The organism is Nonomuraea sp. NPDC049624, assembly GCF_040675255.1.
Lineage (GTDB): Bacteria > Actinomycetota > Actinomycetes > Streptosporangiales > Streptosporangiaceae > Nonomuraea.
The window spans coordinates 64,541-78,761 of record NZ_JBFAOR010000008.1 but is presented as its reverse complement, the minus strand read 5'-3'; the positions used below and the strand labels follow the sequence as shown (position 1 = coordinate 78,761).

Genomic DNA, 14,221 nt, shown 5'->3' with positions numbered 1-14,221 from the left:
CCCGATCAGGATTCGAATCCGAGCGCCAGATACTTGTCGACGTTCTCCTTGGTGATCGTCTCGGACGCGAGGGTGATCGACTGGGGAACCTGGTTCTCCACGAGGTCACTCATGCCCTTGCCCTGCGCGATCAACCTGGCGAGCTTGACGGCCGAGGAGGCCATCGTGGGGCTGTAGGTGACGGTGGCCTTGAGCACCGACGTGCCGGCCTGGATCTCCTTCATGGCGTTCAGCGAGCCGGCGCCGCCCACCATGACGAACTCGTCGCGGTTCGCCTCCTTGATGGCGGCCAGCACGCCGACGCCCTGGTCGTCGTCGTGGTTCCACAGGGCGTCGATCTTCTTGTGCGCCTGCAGCAGCGAGGTCGCCACCTGGTTGCCGGTCTCGACGGTGAACTTGGCGTCCTGCTTGGCCGTGACGCTGAACCCGTACGTCTTCAGCGCGTCGGCGAAGCCCTTGCTGCGGTCCTGGGTCAGCGGCAGCGTGGCGATGCCCTGGATCTCGACGATCACCGGGTTCGCGACGCCCTTGTCCTTGAGCTGCTTGCCGATGTAGTGCCCGGCCGCGACGCCCATGCCGTAGTTGTCGCCGCCGATCCACGTGCGGTAGGCCAGCTTGTCGGGGAACACCCGGTCGAGGTTGATCACCGGGATGCCCGCCTGCGTCGCCTGCAGCGCGACCTGGTTGAGCTGCTGGCCGTCGTTCGGCAGGATGACCAGGGCGTTCACCTTGGCCGCGATCAGCGACTCGACGGCGGAGATCTGCTGGTTGATGTCGTTGGTCGGCTCGACGGCCTTGAAGTCGACGTCGCCGTACTGCTTGGCCGCGCTCTCGGCGTTCTTGGCGATGGCCGCGATCCAGCCGTGGTCGGCGGCCGGCGCGGAGAAGCCGATCGTCACCTTCTGGCCGGGCTCGTCGTTGCCGCTCGCGGCGGGGGCGGGCGCGGGCGCCGCCGACGAGGGAGCGGCCGCCGGCTCGTTGCTGGTGCAACCCGCCGCTAACAGCACTGCCCCGCCGACGAGGAATCCCCTGCGCGCGACGTTCTCACTCATGATGCTCTCGCTTTCAGGTTCCGCCGCTGGAGAAGGACGGCGACGACGATGATCAGGCCCTTGGCGATCAGCTGGTCGCTGGTGTTGAGCCCGTTGAGGATGAACAGGTTCGTGATGAGGGTGAAGATCAGCAGGCCCAGGATCGAGCCGATGATCGTGCCCCGGCCTCCGGTGAGCAGGGTGCCGCCGATGATGACGGCGGCGATGGCGTCGAGCTCGTACAGGTCGCCGTGGGTGGACGAGCCGGTCGTCGTACGGGCCATGATGAGGATCGCGGCGACGCCGCAGCAGAAGCCGGACAGGGCGTACAGGAGCATCGTGTGCCTGCGTACGTCGATGCCGGCCAGCCTGGCCGCCTCGGGGTTGCCCCCGACCGCGTACGTGCGGCGGCCGAACGTGGTGCGGTTCAGGACGATCCACCCCAGCACCACGACCAGGGCGAACACGTAGACCAGCAGCGGGATGCCGAGCAGCCGGGTGGTGGACAGCTGCACGATGCCCTCGACCTGGATGAGCTGCGTCTTCCTGTCGGACATGCGCTGGGCCAGGCCGCGGGCGGCCACCAGCATGGCCAGGGTGGCGATGAACGGCACCATCCGCCCGTAGGCGATCAGCAGCCCGTTGACCAGGCCGGCCCCGGTGCCGACGAGGATCGCGCAGACGGCCATCACCACCGGCCCGTACGACTGGGTGGCCAGCGTGGTCGCCCAGACCGAGGCGAGGGCCATGACGGCGCCGACGGACAGGTCGATGCCGCCGCCGATGATCACGAAGGTGGCCCCGACGGTGATCACTCCGATCGTGGCGGCCAGGGCCAGGATGCTGACCAGGTTGGAGGTGGTGGCGAAGTTGTCGAACCGGGTGACCAGGCCGACGACGACGAGCAGCGCCAGCGCGCCCAGCAGGCCGAGGTGGCGGATCTCGGCGACCCCGTTCAGCAGGGACGGTCTCGGCCGGGAGAGCCCGGCGGCGGGTCGTTCTGGCGCCTCTATGGGGTCGCTCATCACGCGGCCCTCCCATCCATGATCATGTCCAGTACGCGGTGCTCGTCCAGGCCGGCCGCCTCGCCCTCGTGGATGACGGCGCCCTCGCGCAGCACGAGCACCCGGTCGGCGAGCCCCAGCACCTCGGGCACCTCGCTGGAGACCAGCAGCACGCCGATGCCCTGGTCGGCCAGGTCGCGGATGACGGCGTACAGCTCGGCGCGGGCGCCGACGTCGACGCCGCGGGTGGGCTCGTCGAGCAGCAGCAGCTTGCGTCCGCCGAGCAGCCAGCGGGCGAGCACGGCCTTCTGCTGGTTGCCGCCCGACAGGGTCCTGATCGGGCGCTCGGGGTCGGGCGGGCGGATGTCGAGGAGCTGGGCCAGGCGGGCGGCCTCGGCCCGCTCGCGGCCGCGGTCGATCCAGCCGAACCTGGCGAACTGCGGCAGCGTGCCGAGCGTGATGTTCGCGGTGACGCTCTGGTCGAGCAGCAGGGCCTGGGCCTTGCGCTCCTCGGGGGCCAGGCCCATGCCCTGCCGGACGGCGCCGGTCACGCGGCGGCGGGCCGGGCGGCCGTCGAGCGTGACCCGGCCGGTGGCGGGCCGGGCTCCGTAGACGGCCTCCAGGATCTCGGAGCGTCCGCTGCCGACCAGCCCGGCCAGTCCGACGATCTCCCCGGCGCGCACGGAGAAGGAGACGTCGGCGAAGAGGCCGGGCGCGGTCAGGCTCTCCACGCGCAGCACCTCCTCGCCGGGCGGCCGGGTGGGGCGGGGCGGGAAGACGTACTCGACGTTGCGGCCGGTCATGAGGGAGACGATGCGGGCGGTGGGCGTGTCGCGGGCGGGCAGGCCGACGGCGACGGTGCGCCCGTCCTTGAGCACGGTGACGCGGTCGCCGATCTCGCGGATCTCCTCCAGCCGGTGGGAGATGTAGACGACGGCGACGCCCTGGGCGGTGAGCTCGCGGATGATCCGGAACAGGTTGGCGACCTCGTCGTGGGCCAGGGCGGCCGACGGCTCGTCCATGATGATCAGGCGGGCGTCGTGGGAGAGGGCGCGGGCCATCGAGACGACCTGTTTGGCGGCCGGTGAGAGCCGTCCGACCTCGGTGGAGGGGCGGATCTCGCCGTGGCCGAGGCGTTCCAGCACCTCGCGGGCGGCCCGGCGGCCGGCCTGGCGGTTGACGAACCCGAAGCGGGCGTGCTCGTGGCCGAGGAAGATGTTCTCGGCGACGCTGAGGCCGTCGACTAGGTCGAGTTCCTGGTAGATGGTGGCGAAGCCGAGCCGGATGGCGTCGATGGGGCCGGCGGGCCGGACGGGCGCGTCGTTGAGGACGATCGTGCCCTCGTCGGGCTGGTGGACGCCGGCCAGCACCTTGATCAGGGTGGATTTGCCGGCGCCGTTCTGGCCGAGCAAGCAGTGGACCTCGCCCGCCCGTACGTCGAGATCGACCCCGTCGAGCGCGCGCACGCCGGGGAACTGCTTGACGATGCCCTTCATGACCAGCATCGGGGGTCCCCTTCAGGCGTTGACGATGCGGTTGATGTTGTCCGGTGACAGGTAGTGCTCGATGGCGAGCAGGCCCGCGCCGAGAGCGGCGGCGTTGATCCCGGTGCGGCTCGGGGTGATGGACAGGTGGTGGGTGGCCAGCGGCAGGGACCGGCGGTAGATGGTCTCCCTGATGCCGGCCAGGAGGTGCTCGTGGACGCGGGACAGCGCGCCGCCGATGACGATGACCTCGGGGTTGAAGAAGTTGACCAGGCCGGCCAGCACCTCGCCGATGAGCCGGCCGGCCTCCCTGACCAGCCGCAGCGCCTGGGTGTTGCCCGCCTGGACGAGCGCGACGACGTCGGCGCCGCTCTCGGCGGCCAGGCCGAGCTCGGCGAGCCGGCGGGCGATGGCGGCGCCGCCGGCCACGGCCTCCAGGCAGGCGCTGTTGCCGCAGCGGCAGCCGGCGTCGTCGTGGCCGCTGACGCGGATGTGCCCGATGTCGCCGGCCGAGCCCTGGGCTCCCCGGTGGAGCTTGCCGTCGGCCACGATGCCGCAGCCGATGCCGGTGCCGACCTTGACGAACAGCAGGTGGCTGGTGCCGGCGAAGGCGTTGCGATGCTCGCCGAGCGCCATGACGTTGACGTCGTTGTCGACCAGCACCTGGATGCCGTCGAAGTACTCGGGGACGGGGTAGTCGTTCCAGCCGGGCATGATCGGCGGGTTGTTGGGGCGGCCGGTGGCGAACTCCACCGGGCCGGGCACGCCGATGCCGATGGCGCGCAGCGCGGCGCGGGGCCGCCCGGCCTCAACGAGCAGCCGGTCGAGCCGCTGGTCGACGTGGGCGAGCACCTTGTCGGGGCCCTCGCCGATCTCCAGCGGGTCTTCGCACTCGGCCAGCAGGCCGCCGGTCAGGTCCATGAGCGCGACCCGGCAGTGGGTGGCGCCGAGGTCGACGCCGGCGAAGGCGTGCTCCTCGGTGTGCAGGCGGAGCTGGCGCGGGGGACGGCCGCCGGTGGACTCGCCGCTCTCGGTCTCCTCGACCAGGCCGCGCTCGATGAGCGCGTCGACCCGCTGGGAGATCGTGGATCTGGCCAGTCCGGTGAGGCGCGCGAGATCGGAACGGGTGGTCGCCGATCCGGCGCTGATGAGCGTCAGGACGTCGGCAGCCGAGCCCGGCTGGGGGGTCATGCGGGAACAATAAGATCACTCATGTGGCAAATCAAGAGTCTGATTCGACCGAACCTCGCGGACTTATGCCGAAGATCGAACAAAGCCTGGCATGAGACGTTCGCCGGGACCCTCCCGAACGCACGGAAGCCGGCCACCGCCCCGGCGGGCGATGACCGGCTTCCGGCAGGCCGCGGCGCTAGAGCATGGCCTTCATCGAGTCGCCGGCGGTCAGCACGTACGGCTGCTCGGCCATCACCGAGCCCCAGTTGTCGGCGATCGCCTCGGGGGTGAGGTCGTCGGCCTTCCAGCCGGGCCCCTCGGCCACGAACACGCGGGCCACCCGCCCGCCGCCGACGGTGAACACCTCCCCGCTCGACTCGCACGAGTCGTGCACGAGGTAGGCGACCAGCGCGCTCACCCGCTCGGGCGTGAACTTGGCCTCGAACTCGGCCGGCAGCAGCGCCTCGGTCATCCTGGTCCAGGCGATGGGGGCGATGGCGTTGGCCTTGATGCCGTTGCGCGCGCCCTCGACGGCCAGCGTCTTGGTCAGCCCGACCAGGCCCATCTTGGCCGTGGAGTAGTTGGCCTGGCCGAAGTTGCCGAACAGGCCGGCCGGGCTGGAGGTGTTGACGACGCGGCCGTACCCGGCCTCCTTCATCAGCGGGTAGGCGGCCTGGCTGACCAGGTACGACCCGCGCACGTGCACGGCAAGCACGCTGTCGAAGTCCTCGACGGTCATCTTGCCGAACGACCGGTCCCGCAGGATGCCCGCGTTGTTGACGACGATGTCGACCCGGCCGAACGCGTCGACGGCCGTCTGCACGAGCGCCCTCGCGCCCTCGGGGGTGGCGACGTTGTCGGCGTTGGCGACGGCCTGGCCGCCGTTCTTGGTGATGAGCTCGACCACCTCGGCGGCGGGGCCGGTGGAGGCGCCGGTGCCGTCGAGCGCGCCGCCGAGGTCGTTGACCACGACCTTGGCGCCCCGCTCGGCGAGCAGGAGCGCGTGCGCCCTGCCGAGGCCGTGCCCGGCGCCCGTGATGATCGCGACCCTGTCATCGAACCGAAGCATCGAACCTCCAGAGCAAGAGAACAACATTCTGGTAGGAGTACGATAACCGACTGGCTCAGGCGCGTCTCCAGAGCTCGGGCTCGCCCTCCTCCCGGCGTACCCTGCCCCGTCCGGCCAGCCATACCAGGTGGGCCAGCGTCTCGTTGTTGGCCGCCCGGCGCATGAACGGCGGGATCGTCTCCCAGGGGCGCGACCAGCTCAGCCGGGTGGCGACGTCCCAGCAGGTCACGCCGTCGTCCTCGCCGACGACGCGCTCGATCTCGGCCAGCCGCTCGTCGTGGTGCGCCAGCACGTGGTCGACGCGTCCGGCCAGTTCCAGGAAGCGGTACTCGTGGCCGGGCAGCACCTCGTCCACCTCCAGCTCGCGGACGGCGGCCAGCGAGCCGAGGTAGTCGGCCAGCGGATCGGGACCCGACTGGGGGTGCACGGCCACGATCGGCGTGATCTTCGCCAGCACGTGGTCGCCGGAGAGCAGCAGCCTGCGCTCCGGCGAGACGAAGCACAGGTGGCCGGGCGTGTGGCCGGGGGTCCAGACGGCCCGCAGGTCCCAGCCGGGCAGGCCGAGGTCCTCGCCGTCCTCGATCAGCCGGTCGGGACGGGCCATCGTGACCATGTGCCTGATCATCATGGAGGCTCCGGCCAGCTCGTCCAGGCTCAGGTCGGGCACGCCGGAGCGCCGGAGCAGGGCCCGCTCCCGCTGGACGAGCGAGTCGATGGCGTCGTCGTCGTACCGTTCGCGCACGAGGTTGGCGTCGGCCGGGTGCAGCCCGATCCAGGCCCCCGACGCCTCGCGGACGCGTCCGGCCAGGCCGTAGTGGTCGGGGTGCAGGTGGGTGACCAGGACGGCCCTGACGTCGGCGATCCCGTAGCCGGCCACGGCGAGCCCGGCGGACAGGGCGTCGTAGGCCTCGTCGGTGTTCCATCCGGCGTCCACGATGGCCACGCCGCCGGGCAGTTCGAGGGCGTAGACCAGCACGTACCGCAGCGGGTTGACCGGGATGGGCACCGGGATCGACCACAGCCCCGGCCGGACCCGCTCGACCGCCGGAACCGCCCCGCTCATCCATGCCTCACGCTGCGCCACGCTGGAAGGAGTCACCACGAACTTAGCCATGGCCCCGAATATAGTTCTGGTCCCGAATCATGTTCTACTAGGGGTCATGAAGCTGAGCCGCGAGATCTCAGACGATGGCCGCTTCGTCCGGCAGCCGAACCGCTTCACCGAACGGCTCGGGCCGCCCGAGCCCGGCCGCTACCGGCTCTACGCCTCCTACGCCTGCCCATGGGCACAGCGCGTGCTGATCGTCCGCGCCCTGCTCCGCCTGGAGGACCTGCTGGACGTCACGATCGTCGACCCCATCCGCGACGAGAAGGGCTGGCGGATCCCCGACGGCGACCCGCCGTACCTGTCGGAGCTCTACCACGCGACCGAACCGGGCTACACGGGCCGCTACACCGTGCCGTGCATCTGGGACATCCAGGAAGAACGCCTGGTCACCAACGACTTCCCGCAGATCACCCTCGACCTGGAGACGTCGTGGGGCAGCGCGCCCGACCTGTACCCCGAACGCCTGCGCCCGGACATCGACATCATGAACGACCGCCTCTACCACGGCCTCAACAACGCGGTCTACGAGGCCGGCTTCGCCCGCGGGCAGCAGGCGTACGAGGAGGCGGTCACCCGGGTGTTCACCACGCTCGACCTGCTGGAGGTGCGCCTGGCGGAGTCGGAGTTCCTCTTCGGCACGCTCACCGACAGCGACGTGCGGCTGTTCACCACGCTGGTCAGGTTCGACACGGTCTATCACAGCCATTTCAAGTGCTCGATCAGGCGGCTGACCGACTATCCGGCGTTGTGGGCGTACACCCGCAGGCTCTACGCGATCCCCGCCTTCCGCGACACCACGGACTTCGACCACATCAGACGCCACTACTACATGACCCAGACGAACATCAACCCGAGCAGGATCGTTCCGGTAGGACCGGAACTCGACTGGAGCCTGTGACCCCCGGCCTCGGCATCGCGACGAACAGCAGCGCCGAGGCCAGCACCACCCCGGAGGCCACCCACCAGGCGGCCGACGCGCCCGCCTGCGCGGCCAGGACGCCGAGCGTGGAGTTGGCCAGCACCCCGCCCGCCTGGAGCGAGAGCGAGGACGTCGAGGTGACCGTCGTGCGCTCGGCGGCGGAGACCGCGTTGTGCTGCATCTCCAGGCAGAGCAGCCCGGTCACCGACAGCCCGGCGAACATGACGAGGTAGGCCAGCCCGGCCGCCACCAGGCCGGGCACGCCGTCCACCCCGGCGGTGGCGGCCAGCAAGCCGACCGACAGCGCGCAGAGCACCGCGCCCGCGACGGCCCCCCTGGCCGAGCTCCCGGCCAGGCGCGCCACGCGTGGGGCCAGCACGCTGCCGGTGGCGCTGGCGGCGTAGCCCAGGGCCGCCACGACGGCGTAGAACAGGCTGCCGCGCTCGGCCGTGCCGGCCAGCTCGGCCAGGCGGCCGGGGGTCAGCAGCTCGATCGTCATCAGCAGCACGCCGGACGCCGCCGCGGCGGCCATCAGGCGGCGCAGCACCGCGCCCCCGGCCGCCAGCCGGATCCCGGCGACCACCGTGGCGGGCACCTCGCGCAGCACGCCGCCCAGCGACCGCCGCGCGTGCGCCGGCTCGGGCAGCGCGAACATCACCACGACCAGCAGCACGACGGCCGCGCCCGCCCCCAGCAGCGGCGGCACGGCGAGCGGCGTCACCAGCTCCGGCGGCACCAGCATCGGGACCGCCCCGCCCAGCAGCACGCCGACGCACAACGCCACCGACTCCATCGCGCCGCCGCGCGCGAGGCCGGGCTTGAGGTCGGCCCCCTCGCCCTCGATGCCGTGCAGCGTGTCGACGTACCAGGAGGTCGCCGGGCCGCTGGACAGGGCCCTGCCCACCCCCTTGAGCACGCCGCTGACCAGGAACATCCAGAACGCGGTGGAGACGCTCATCAGCGCCAGGGCCGCCGCGGTGAACACCGCCGAGCAGGCCAGCACCGCGCGCCGCCCGACGACGTCGGCCAGGCCGCCGGTGGGCAGCTCCAGGCTCGCGGTGACCACCGAGAAGACGGTCACCGACAGGCCGACCTGGGCCAGGCCGAGCCCTCTCTCGGTCATCAGCAGCACCATGCAGGCGACCATGAGCCCCAGCGGCAGCCAGGTCAGGAAGCTGACGAGCATGTAGCGCCGCAGGGCGGAACGAGCGGTCATCGGTTCTGCTCCTCTTCGTCGTCGCCGGCCCGGGGGAAGCCCTCGCGGGGGAAGGCCCCCCGCCAGACGTGCACCTGCCGGGCGTCGGGGTCCCCGGCGTAGCGGGCGGTCAGCTCGCGGAGCAGCTCCTCGACCCGCTCGTCGAACTCCAGCAGCCCGGCCGGCGGCAGCCGCACGAAGTCGTCGCTCATCCCCGCCGCCCGCACCCACTCCGGCGGCCAGCGGCGCTCGTCGTAGTCCTGGGCGACGCGGGCGAGCGCCTCGACCTGGCGCATCCGCATGATCCGGACCGCCTCGCGGCCCTCCGCGGTGCCGGACAGCTCGCCGCTGTCCCAGGAGGTGTAGCGGTGGCGGGCCCGCCAGCGGCGCTCGCGGCCGTCGCGCCGGTCGGGGTCCTCCTCGATGAAGCCGTACTTGAACAGCTCCCGCAGGTGGTAGCTGGTCGAGCCGGAGCTCTCGCCGACCTTGCGGCCCAGCTCGCTGGCGGTGGCCGGGCCGTCGCTGCGCAGCAGCCCGAGCAGCCGCACCCGCAAGGGGTGGGCGACCACTTTGAGCACCTGCGGGTCACTGATCCTGTACTGCTCCTCCATGAGCACGACCCTAGACCGCAAAGGCTTTTTTGCAAAGTGATTTTTGCGAATTCGCCCCCCTTCTAGACTGGGCGCATGCTCGACGACATCCGCGTGGACGACGCCGTCCTCGCCCTGCGCCCCGACTTCGCCGTGCTGGTGATGCTGGCCCACGGCCTGCGGAACGGCCCCACCGACGACCGCACCCGCGCCTGGCTGGCCGAGGCGTCGGCGTGCGAGGTCCAGGCCGACAAGATCGACGCCTGGAAGGACGCCTACCGCGCCTTCGGCGCCAAGCCGCAGCGCACCCGGCCCTCGGTCGACGCCCTGACCCGGCGCATGCCGCTGCCCGAGATCAACCGGGTGGTCGACGCGTACAACACGATCAGCGTCAAGCACGCGCTGCCCATCGGCGGCGAGGACCTCGACCGCTACCAGGGCCCGGCCCGGCTGGTGCGGGCGACCGGCGACGAGCACTCCGAGGAGGCGCTCGGGCAGCCCGAGCCCGGCGAGGTGATCTGGCGCGACGACGCCGGCGTGACCTGCCGCCGGTGGAACTGGCGTCAGGTGGCGCGCACCCGCCTCACCGAGGAGACGACCAACGCGATCTTCCTCCTCGAACGGCTGGAGCCGATGTCGATGGAGGAGCTCCAGCAGGCCGGCAAGGAGCTGGCGGAGCTGCTGGAGGAGCTGTCACCCGGGGTGCGGATCACCAGCAGAATCGTGCCCGGAGGGAAATAAACCTGCCGGCCATACGTTGATACCAAACAGTAACAATGGCGGCTCTCCCTGGATTGACTAGGCGGGCGTGACCTCTTCGGCGTGTCCTGAGAGGATCGTTCGAGGCGGCGCGTGCTCTTCGGCGCGCGCTGCCGGTCCGGGCGAGTAGCCTTGGACAGGTTCTCTAACATCAACGCCGATCTGCGGAAGAGGGCGATTTCCGCCGTGTCGTCTGAGTCGTCGCGGACAAACCCGCTGGCAAGCTTTGGTCAGAACGAGTGGCTTGTCGACGAGCTGTACCAGAAGTATCTTCAAGATCCAGAGTCTGTCGACAAGGCCTGGTGGAACTTCTTCGCTGACTACAACCCTGATTACGGACCGGGCCGGACCCCGGTCAGGGAGGCGGCGAACGGCACTGCGACCGCGCCCGCACCTCCCAAGGCGCCGCCGAAGGCGCCTCCGGCAGCCGAGAAGCCGAAGCAGCCGGCCACCCCGGTGCCCAAGGGCGCCGAGGAGGTGAAGCTGCGCGGCGCCGCCGCGCGCACGGCCGCCAACATGGACCTGTCCCTGACTGTCCCCACGGCGACCAGCGTCCGGGCCATCCCGGCCAAGCTGCTCATCGACAACCGCATCGTGATCAACAATCACCTCAAGCGGGGGCGTGGCGGCAAGATCTCCTTCACCCACCTGATCGGCTTCGCGATCGTCAAGGCGCTGAAGGCGATGCCGGAGATGAACTACTCCTACACGGAGGTCGACGGCAAGCCCACGCTGGTCAAGCCCGAGCACGTCGGGTTCGGCCTGGCGATCGACGTCCAGAAGAGCAACGGTGAGCGCCAGCTCCTCGTGCCCTCGATCAAGGGCGCCGAGGAGATGGACTTCCGCCAGTTCTGGGTGGCCTACGAAGAGGTCGTCCGCAAGGCCCGCGCGGGCAAGCTGGGCGTCGACGACTTCTCCGGCACCACGATCTCGCTGACCAACCCCGGCACGATCGGCACCGTCCACTCCGTTCCGCGCCTCATGCCCGGCCAGGGCACGATCATCGGCGTCGGCGCGATGGAATACCCGGCCGAGTACCAGGGCGCCTCGCCCGACACGCTGTCGCGCCTGGCCGTCTCCAAGGTCATGACGCTGACCAGCACCTACGACCACCGGATCATCCAGGGCGCCCAGTCGGGCGACTTCCTGCGCCAGATCCACCGGTTGCTGCTCGGCGAGGACGGCTTCTACGACGAGATCTTCGAGGCGCTGCGCATCCCGTACGAGCCGGTGCGCTGGGTCCAGGACATCTCGGCCTCGCACGACGACGACGTGGCCAAGTCGGCCCGGGTCATCGAGCTGATCCACGCCTACCGCGTGCGCGGCCACCTGATGGCCGAGACCGACCCGCTGGAGTACAAGCAGCGCAAGCACCCCGACCTCGACATCCAGTCCCACGGGCTGACCCTGTGGGACCTCGAGCGCGAGTTCGCCACGGGCGGTTTCGGCGGCCGTCCGCTGATGAAGCTCCGCGAGATCCTGGGCGTGCTGCGCGACTCCTACTGCCGCACGGTCGGCATCGAGTACATGCACATCCAGAACCCCGAGGAGCGGGCCTGGATCCAGGCGCGGGTGGAGAAGCCGCACGCCTCGCCCGAGCGCGACGAGCAGCTCAACATCCTGTCCCGGCTCAACACCGCCGAGGCGTTCGAGACGTTCCTGCAGACGAAGTTCGTCGGCCAGAAGCGCTTCTCGCTGGAGGGCGGCGAGTCCCTGATCCCGCTGCTCGACTCGGTGATCAGCGACGCCGCCGACGAGGGCCTCGACGAGGTCGTCATCGGCATGGCCCACCGCGGCCGGCTCAACGTGCTGGCCAACATCGTGGGCAAGTCCTACGCGCAGATCTTCGGCGAGTTCGAGGGCAACATCGACCCGCGCACCGCCCACGGCTCCGGCGACGTCAAGTACCACCTGGGCGCGAGCGGCGAGTTCACCGCCCCGAGCGGCAAGACGATCACGGCGTCCGTGGTGGCCAACCCCTCCCACCTGGAGGCGGTCGACCCGGTGCTGGAGGGCGTCGTCCGCGCCAAGCAGGACCTCCTGGAGCGCGGCGAGGAGGGCTTCACCGTCCTTCCCGTCCTCGTCCACGGCGACGCGGCCTTCGCCGGCCAGGGCGTGGTGGCCGAGACGCTCAACCTGTCGCAGCTGCGCGGCTACCGCACCGGCGGCACCGTGCACGTGGTGGTCAACAACCAGGTGGGCTTCACCACCTCGCCGGCCTCCTCCCGCTCGTCGGTCTACGCGACCGACGTCGCGCGGATGATCCAGGCGCCGATCTTCCACGTCAACGGCGACGACCCCGAGGCCGTGGTGCGCGTGGGCCAGCTGGCCTACGAATACCGCCAGGCGTTCCGCAAGGACGTCGTCATCGACCTCATCTGCTACCGCCGCCGCGGCCACAACGAGGGCGACAACCCCGCCTTCACCCAGCCGCTGATGTACGACCTGATCGACGCCAAGCGCTCCACCCGCAAGCTCTACACCGAGGCGCTGATCGGCCGGGGCGACATCACGGTCGAGGAGGCCGAGTCGGCGCTGCGCGACTACCAGGCCAAGCTGGAGCAGGCGTTCACCGAGACGCGCGAGGCGGCCAAGAAGCCCAAGGAGGCGGCCGCCATGCGGGTGCCCCCGGCCGAGGTCGTCAAGTGGTCCCACGCCGACACGCCGACGGCGATCAGCGACGAGACGCTCAAGCGCATCGTCGACACCCAGCTCAACCTGCCCGAGGGCTTCACGCCGCACCCGCGCCTGGCGCCGGTGCTGCAGCGCCGCGGTCAGATGGTCGAGACCGACTCGATCGACTGGGCGATGGGCGAGACGCTGGCGTTCGGCTCGCTGCTGATCGACGGCCACCCGGTGCGCCTGGTCGGCCAGGACTCCCGGCGCGGCACGTTCACCCAGCGCCACGCGGTGCTGGTCGACCGGATGACCGGCGCCGACCACACGCCGCTGAAGCAGTTCAACGAGGGCACCACGAAGTTCTACGTCTACGACTCGCTGCTCAGCGAGTTCGCGGCGCTGGGCTTCGAGTACGGCTACAGCGTCGTGCGTCCGGACGCCCTGGTGGCCTGGGAGGCGCAGTTCGGCGACTTCGTCAACGGCGCCCAGACGATCATCGACGAGTTCATCTCGTCCGGTGAGCAGAAGTGGGGCCAGCGCTCCTCGGTCGTGCTGCTGCTGCCGCACGGCTACGAGGGCCAGGGCCCCGACCACTCCTCGGCCAGGATCGAGCGGTTCCTGCAGGTCTGCGCGCTCGACAACATGACGGTCGCGCAGCCGTCCACGCCGGCCAACTACTTCCACCTGCTGCGCTGGCAGGTGGAGTCGAACCGGCGCAAGCCGATGGTGGTCTTCACGCCCAAGTCGCTGCTGCGGCACAAGGCGGCCACGTCGAAGGCGTCCGACTTCACCACCGGCACCTTCCAGCCGGTCATCGGCGACACCACGGTCGACCCGGCCAAGGTCACCCGGATCGTCCTGGTCTCGGGCAAGCTCTACTACGACCTGGCCGCGCAGCGCGACAAGACGGGCCGCGACGACGTCGCGATCGTCCGTCTCGAGCGGCTCTACCCGTTCCCCACCGAGGAGCTCACCGCCGAGCTGGCCCGCTACGGGCAGCAGGCCGAGCTGGTGTGGGCCCAGGACGAGCCGGTGAACATGGGCCCGTGGCCCTACCTGACGCTGAAGCTGGCCGAAGACCCGCAGACGCTCGGCGGCCGGTCGCTGCGCCGCGTCTCGCGGACCCCGAACAGCTCGCCCGCGACGGGTTCGCACAACTCGCACGACACCGAGCTGGAGGAGATCCTCCACCAGCTCTTCGGCTGAGCAGGCCGCCAGTGAGCCCCCGGCCGTCCGGCCGGGGGCTTCTGTGTTGACCGGCAGGGTGCCG

Annotated in this window: 11 protein-coding genes; 3 read left to right on the top strand and 8 right to left on the bottom strand. The window is 70.6% G+C overall.

The window, feature by feature from the left end; translation table 11 throughout:
* Positions 1 to 5 precede the first annotated feature (5 nt).
* From AB0J76_RS31390 to AB0J76_RS31365, 6 genes are all read right to left on the bottom strand, one after another.
* Complete coding sequence (locus AB0J76_RS31390; RefSeq protein ID WP_352323521.1) at positions 6 to 1,052, bottom strand: ABC transporter substrate-binding protein; 1,047 nt, start codon at positions 1,050 to 1,052, stop codon at positions 6 to 8.
* Complete coding sequence (locus tag AB0J76_RS31385) at positions 1,049 to 2,056, bottom strand: ABC transporter permease (protein ID WP_352323522.1); 1,008 nt, start codon at positions 2,054 to 2,056, stop codon at positions 1,049 to 1,051. The genes AB0J76_RS31390 and AB0J76_RS31385 overlap by 4 nt, the downstream gene beginning before the upstream one ends.
* The gene (locus tag AB0J76_RS31380; protein WP_352323523.1) at positions 2,056 to 3,540 is read right to left on the bottom strand and encodes a sugar ABC transporter ATP-binding protein; all 1,485 of its coding nucleotides are present in this window, start codon (positions 3,538 to 3,540) and stop codon (positions 2,056 to 2,058) included. The genes AB0J76_RS31385 and AB0J76_RS31380 overlap by 1 nt, the downstream gene beginning before the upstream one ends.
* A gap of 12 nt (positions 3,541 to 3,552) precedes the next feature.
* Positions 3,553 to 4,710 carry an ROK family transcriptional regulator gene (locus AB0J76_RS31375; RefSeq protein WP_352323524.1) on the bottom strand — a complete coding sequence of 386 codons (1,158 nt, stop codon included), beginning with the start codon at positions 4,708 to 4,710 and terminating at the stop codon, positions 3,553 to 3,555.
* 178 nt (positions 4,711 to 4,888) lie between these two features.
* Positions 4,889 to 5,761, bottom strand: coding sequence for an SDR family oxidoreductase (locus tag AB0J76_RS31370; RefSeq protein WP_352323525.1), 873 nt, complete (start codon positions 5,759 to 5,761; stop codon positions 4,889 to 4,891).
* A gap of 55 nt (positions 5,762 to 5,816) precedes the next feature.
* Complete coding sequence (locus AB0J76_RS31365; protein ID WP_352323526.1) at positions 5,817 to 6,875, bottom strand: MBL fold metallo-hydrolase; 1,059 nt, start codon at positions 6,873 to 6,875, stop codon at positions 5,817 to 5,819.
* A 46-nt stretch (positions 6,876 to 6,921) separates the two neighbouring features.
* Between AB0J76_RS31365 and AB0J76_RS31360 the strand changes: the two genes are divergently transcribed.
* On the top strand, positions 6,922 to 7,767 hold the full coding sequence (locus tag AB0J76_RS31360; RefSeq protein ID WP_352323527.1) for a glutathione S-transferase C-terminal domain-containing protein: 846 nt from the start codon (positions 6,922 to 6,924) through the stop codon (positions 7,765 to 7,767).
* On the opposite strand, the gene AB0J76_RS31355 is transcribed toward AB0J76_RS31360, so the two are convergent.
* On the bottom strand, positions 7,715 to 9,004 hold the full coding sequence (locus AB0J76_RS31355; protein WP_352323528.1) for an MFS transporter: 1,290 nt from the start codon (positions 9,002 to 9,004) through the stop codon (positions 7,715 to 7,717). The genes AB0J76_RS31360 and AB0J76_RS31355 overlap by 53 nt on opposite strands.
* Positions 9,001 to 9,594: a helix-turn-helix domain-containing protein gene (locus AB0J76_RS31350; RefSeq protein WP_352323529.1), complete on the bottom strand. Its 594-nt coding sequence runs from the start codon at positions 9,592 to 9,594 to the stop codon at positions 9,001 to 9,003. The genes AB0J76_RS31355 and AB0J76_RS31350 overlap by 4 nt, the downstream gene beginning before the upstream one ends.
* Before the next feature lie 75 nt (positions 9,595 to 9,669).
* Here AB0J76_RS31350 and AB0J76_RS31345 point away from each other — a divergent pair, with 75 nt between their 5' ends.
* On the top strand, positions 9,670 to 10,314 hold the full coding sequence (locus AB0J76_RS31345; RefSeq protein WP_352323530.1) for a phenylalanine--tRNA ligase beta subunit-related protein: 645 nt from the start codon (positions 9,670 to 9,672) through the stop codon (positions 10,312 to 10,314).
* 204 nt (positions 10,315 to 10,518) lie between these two features.
* A complete protein-coding gene (locus AB0J76_RS31340) occupies positions 10,519 to 14,157 on the top strand; it encodes a multifunctional oxoglutarate decarboxylase/oxoglutarate dehydrogenase thiamine pyrophosphate-binding subunit/dihydrolipoyllysine-residue succinyltransferase subunit (RefSeq protein WP_352323531.1) in 3,639 nt (1,212 codons plus the stop codon).
* Positions 14,158 to 14,221 lie beyond the last annotated feature (64 nt).

What these genes read in the sequence shown, in the direction of transcription:
- AB0J76_RS31390 (WP_352323521.1), bottom strand. Translation starts at nt 1,052, where the DNA reads ATGAGTGAGAACGTCGCGCGCAGGGGATTCCTCGTCGGCGGGGCAGTG.
- AB0J76_RS31385 (WP_352323522.1), bottom strand. Translation starts at nt 2,056, where the DNA reads ATGAGCGACCCCATAGAGGCGCCAGAACGACCCGCCGCCGGGCTCTCC.
- AB0J76_RS31380 (WP_352323523.1), bottom strand. Translation starts at nt 3,540, where the DNA reads ATGCTGGTCATGAAGGGCATCGTCAAGCAGTTCCCCGGCGTGCGCGCG.
- AB0J76_RS31375 (WP_352323524.1), bottom strand. Translation starts at nt 4,710, where the DNA reads ATGACCCCCCAGCCGGGCTCGGCTGCCGACGTCCTGACGCTCATCAGC.
- AB0J76_RS31370 (WP_352323525.1), bottom strand. Translation starts at nt 5,761, where the DNA reads ATGCTTCGGTTCGATGACAGGGTCGCGATCATCACGGGCGCCGGGCAC.
- AB0J76_RS31365 (WP_352323526.1), bottom strand. Translation starts at nt 6,875, where the DNA reads ATGGCTAAGTTCGTGGTGACTCCTTCCAGCGTGGCGCAGCGTGAGGCA.
- AB0J76_RS31360 (WP_352323527.1), top strand. Translation starts at nt 6,922, where the DNA reads ATGAAGCTGAGCCGCGAGATCTCAGACGATGGCCGCTTCGTCCGGCAG.
- AB0J76_RS31355 (WP_352323528.1), bottom strand. Translation starts at nt 9,004, where the DNA reads ATGACCGCTCGTTCCGCCCTGCGGCGCTACATGCTCGTCAGCTTCCTG.
- AB0J76_RS31350 (WP_352323529.1), bottom strand. Translation starts at nt 9,594, where the DNA reads ATGGAGGAGCAGTACAGGATCAGTGACCCGCAGGTGCTCAAAGTGGTC.
- AB0J76_RS31345 (WP_352323530.1), top strand. Translation starts at nt 9,670, where the DNA reads ATGCTCGACGACATCCGCGTGGACGACGCCGTCCTCGCCCTGCGCCCC.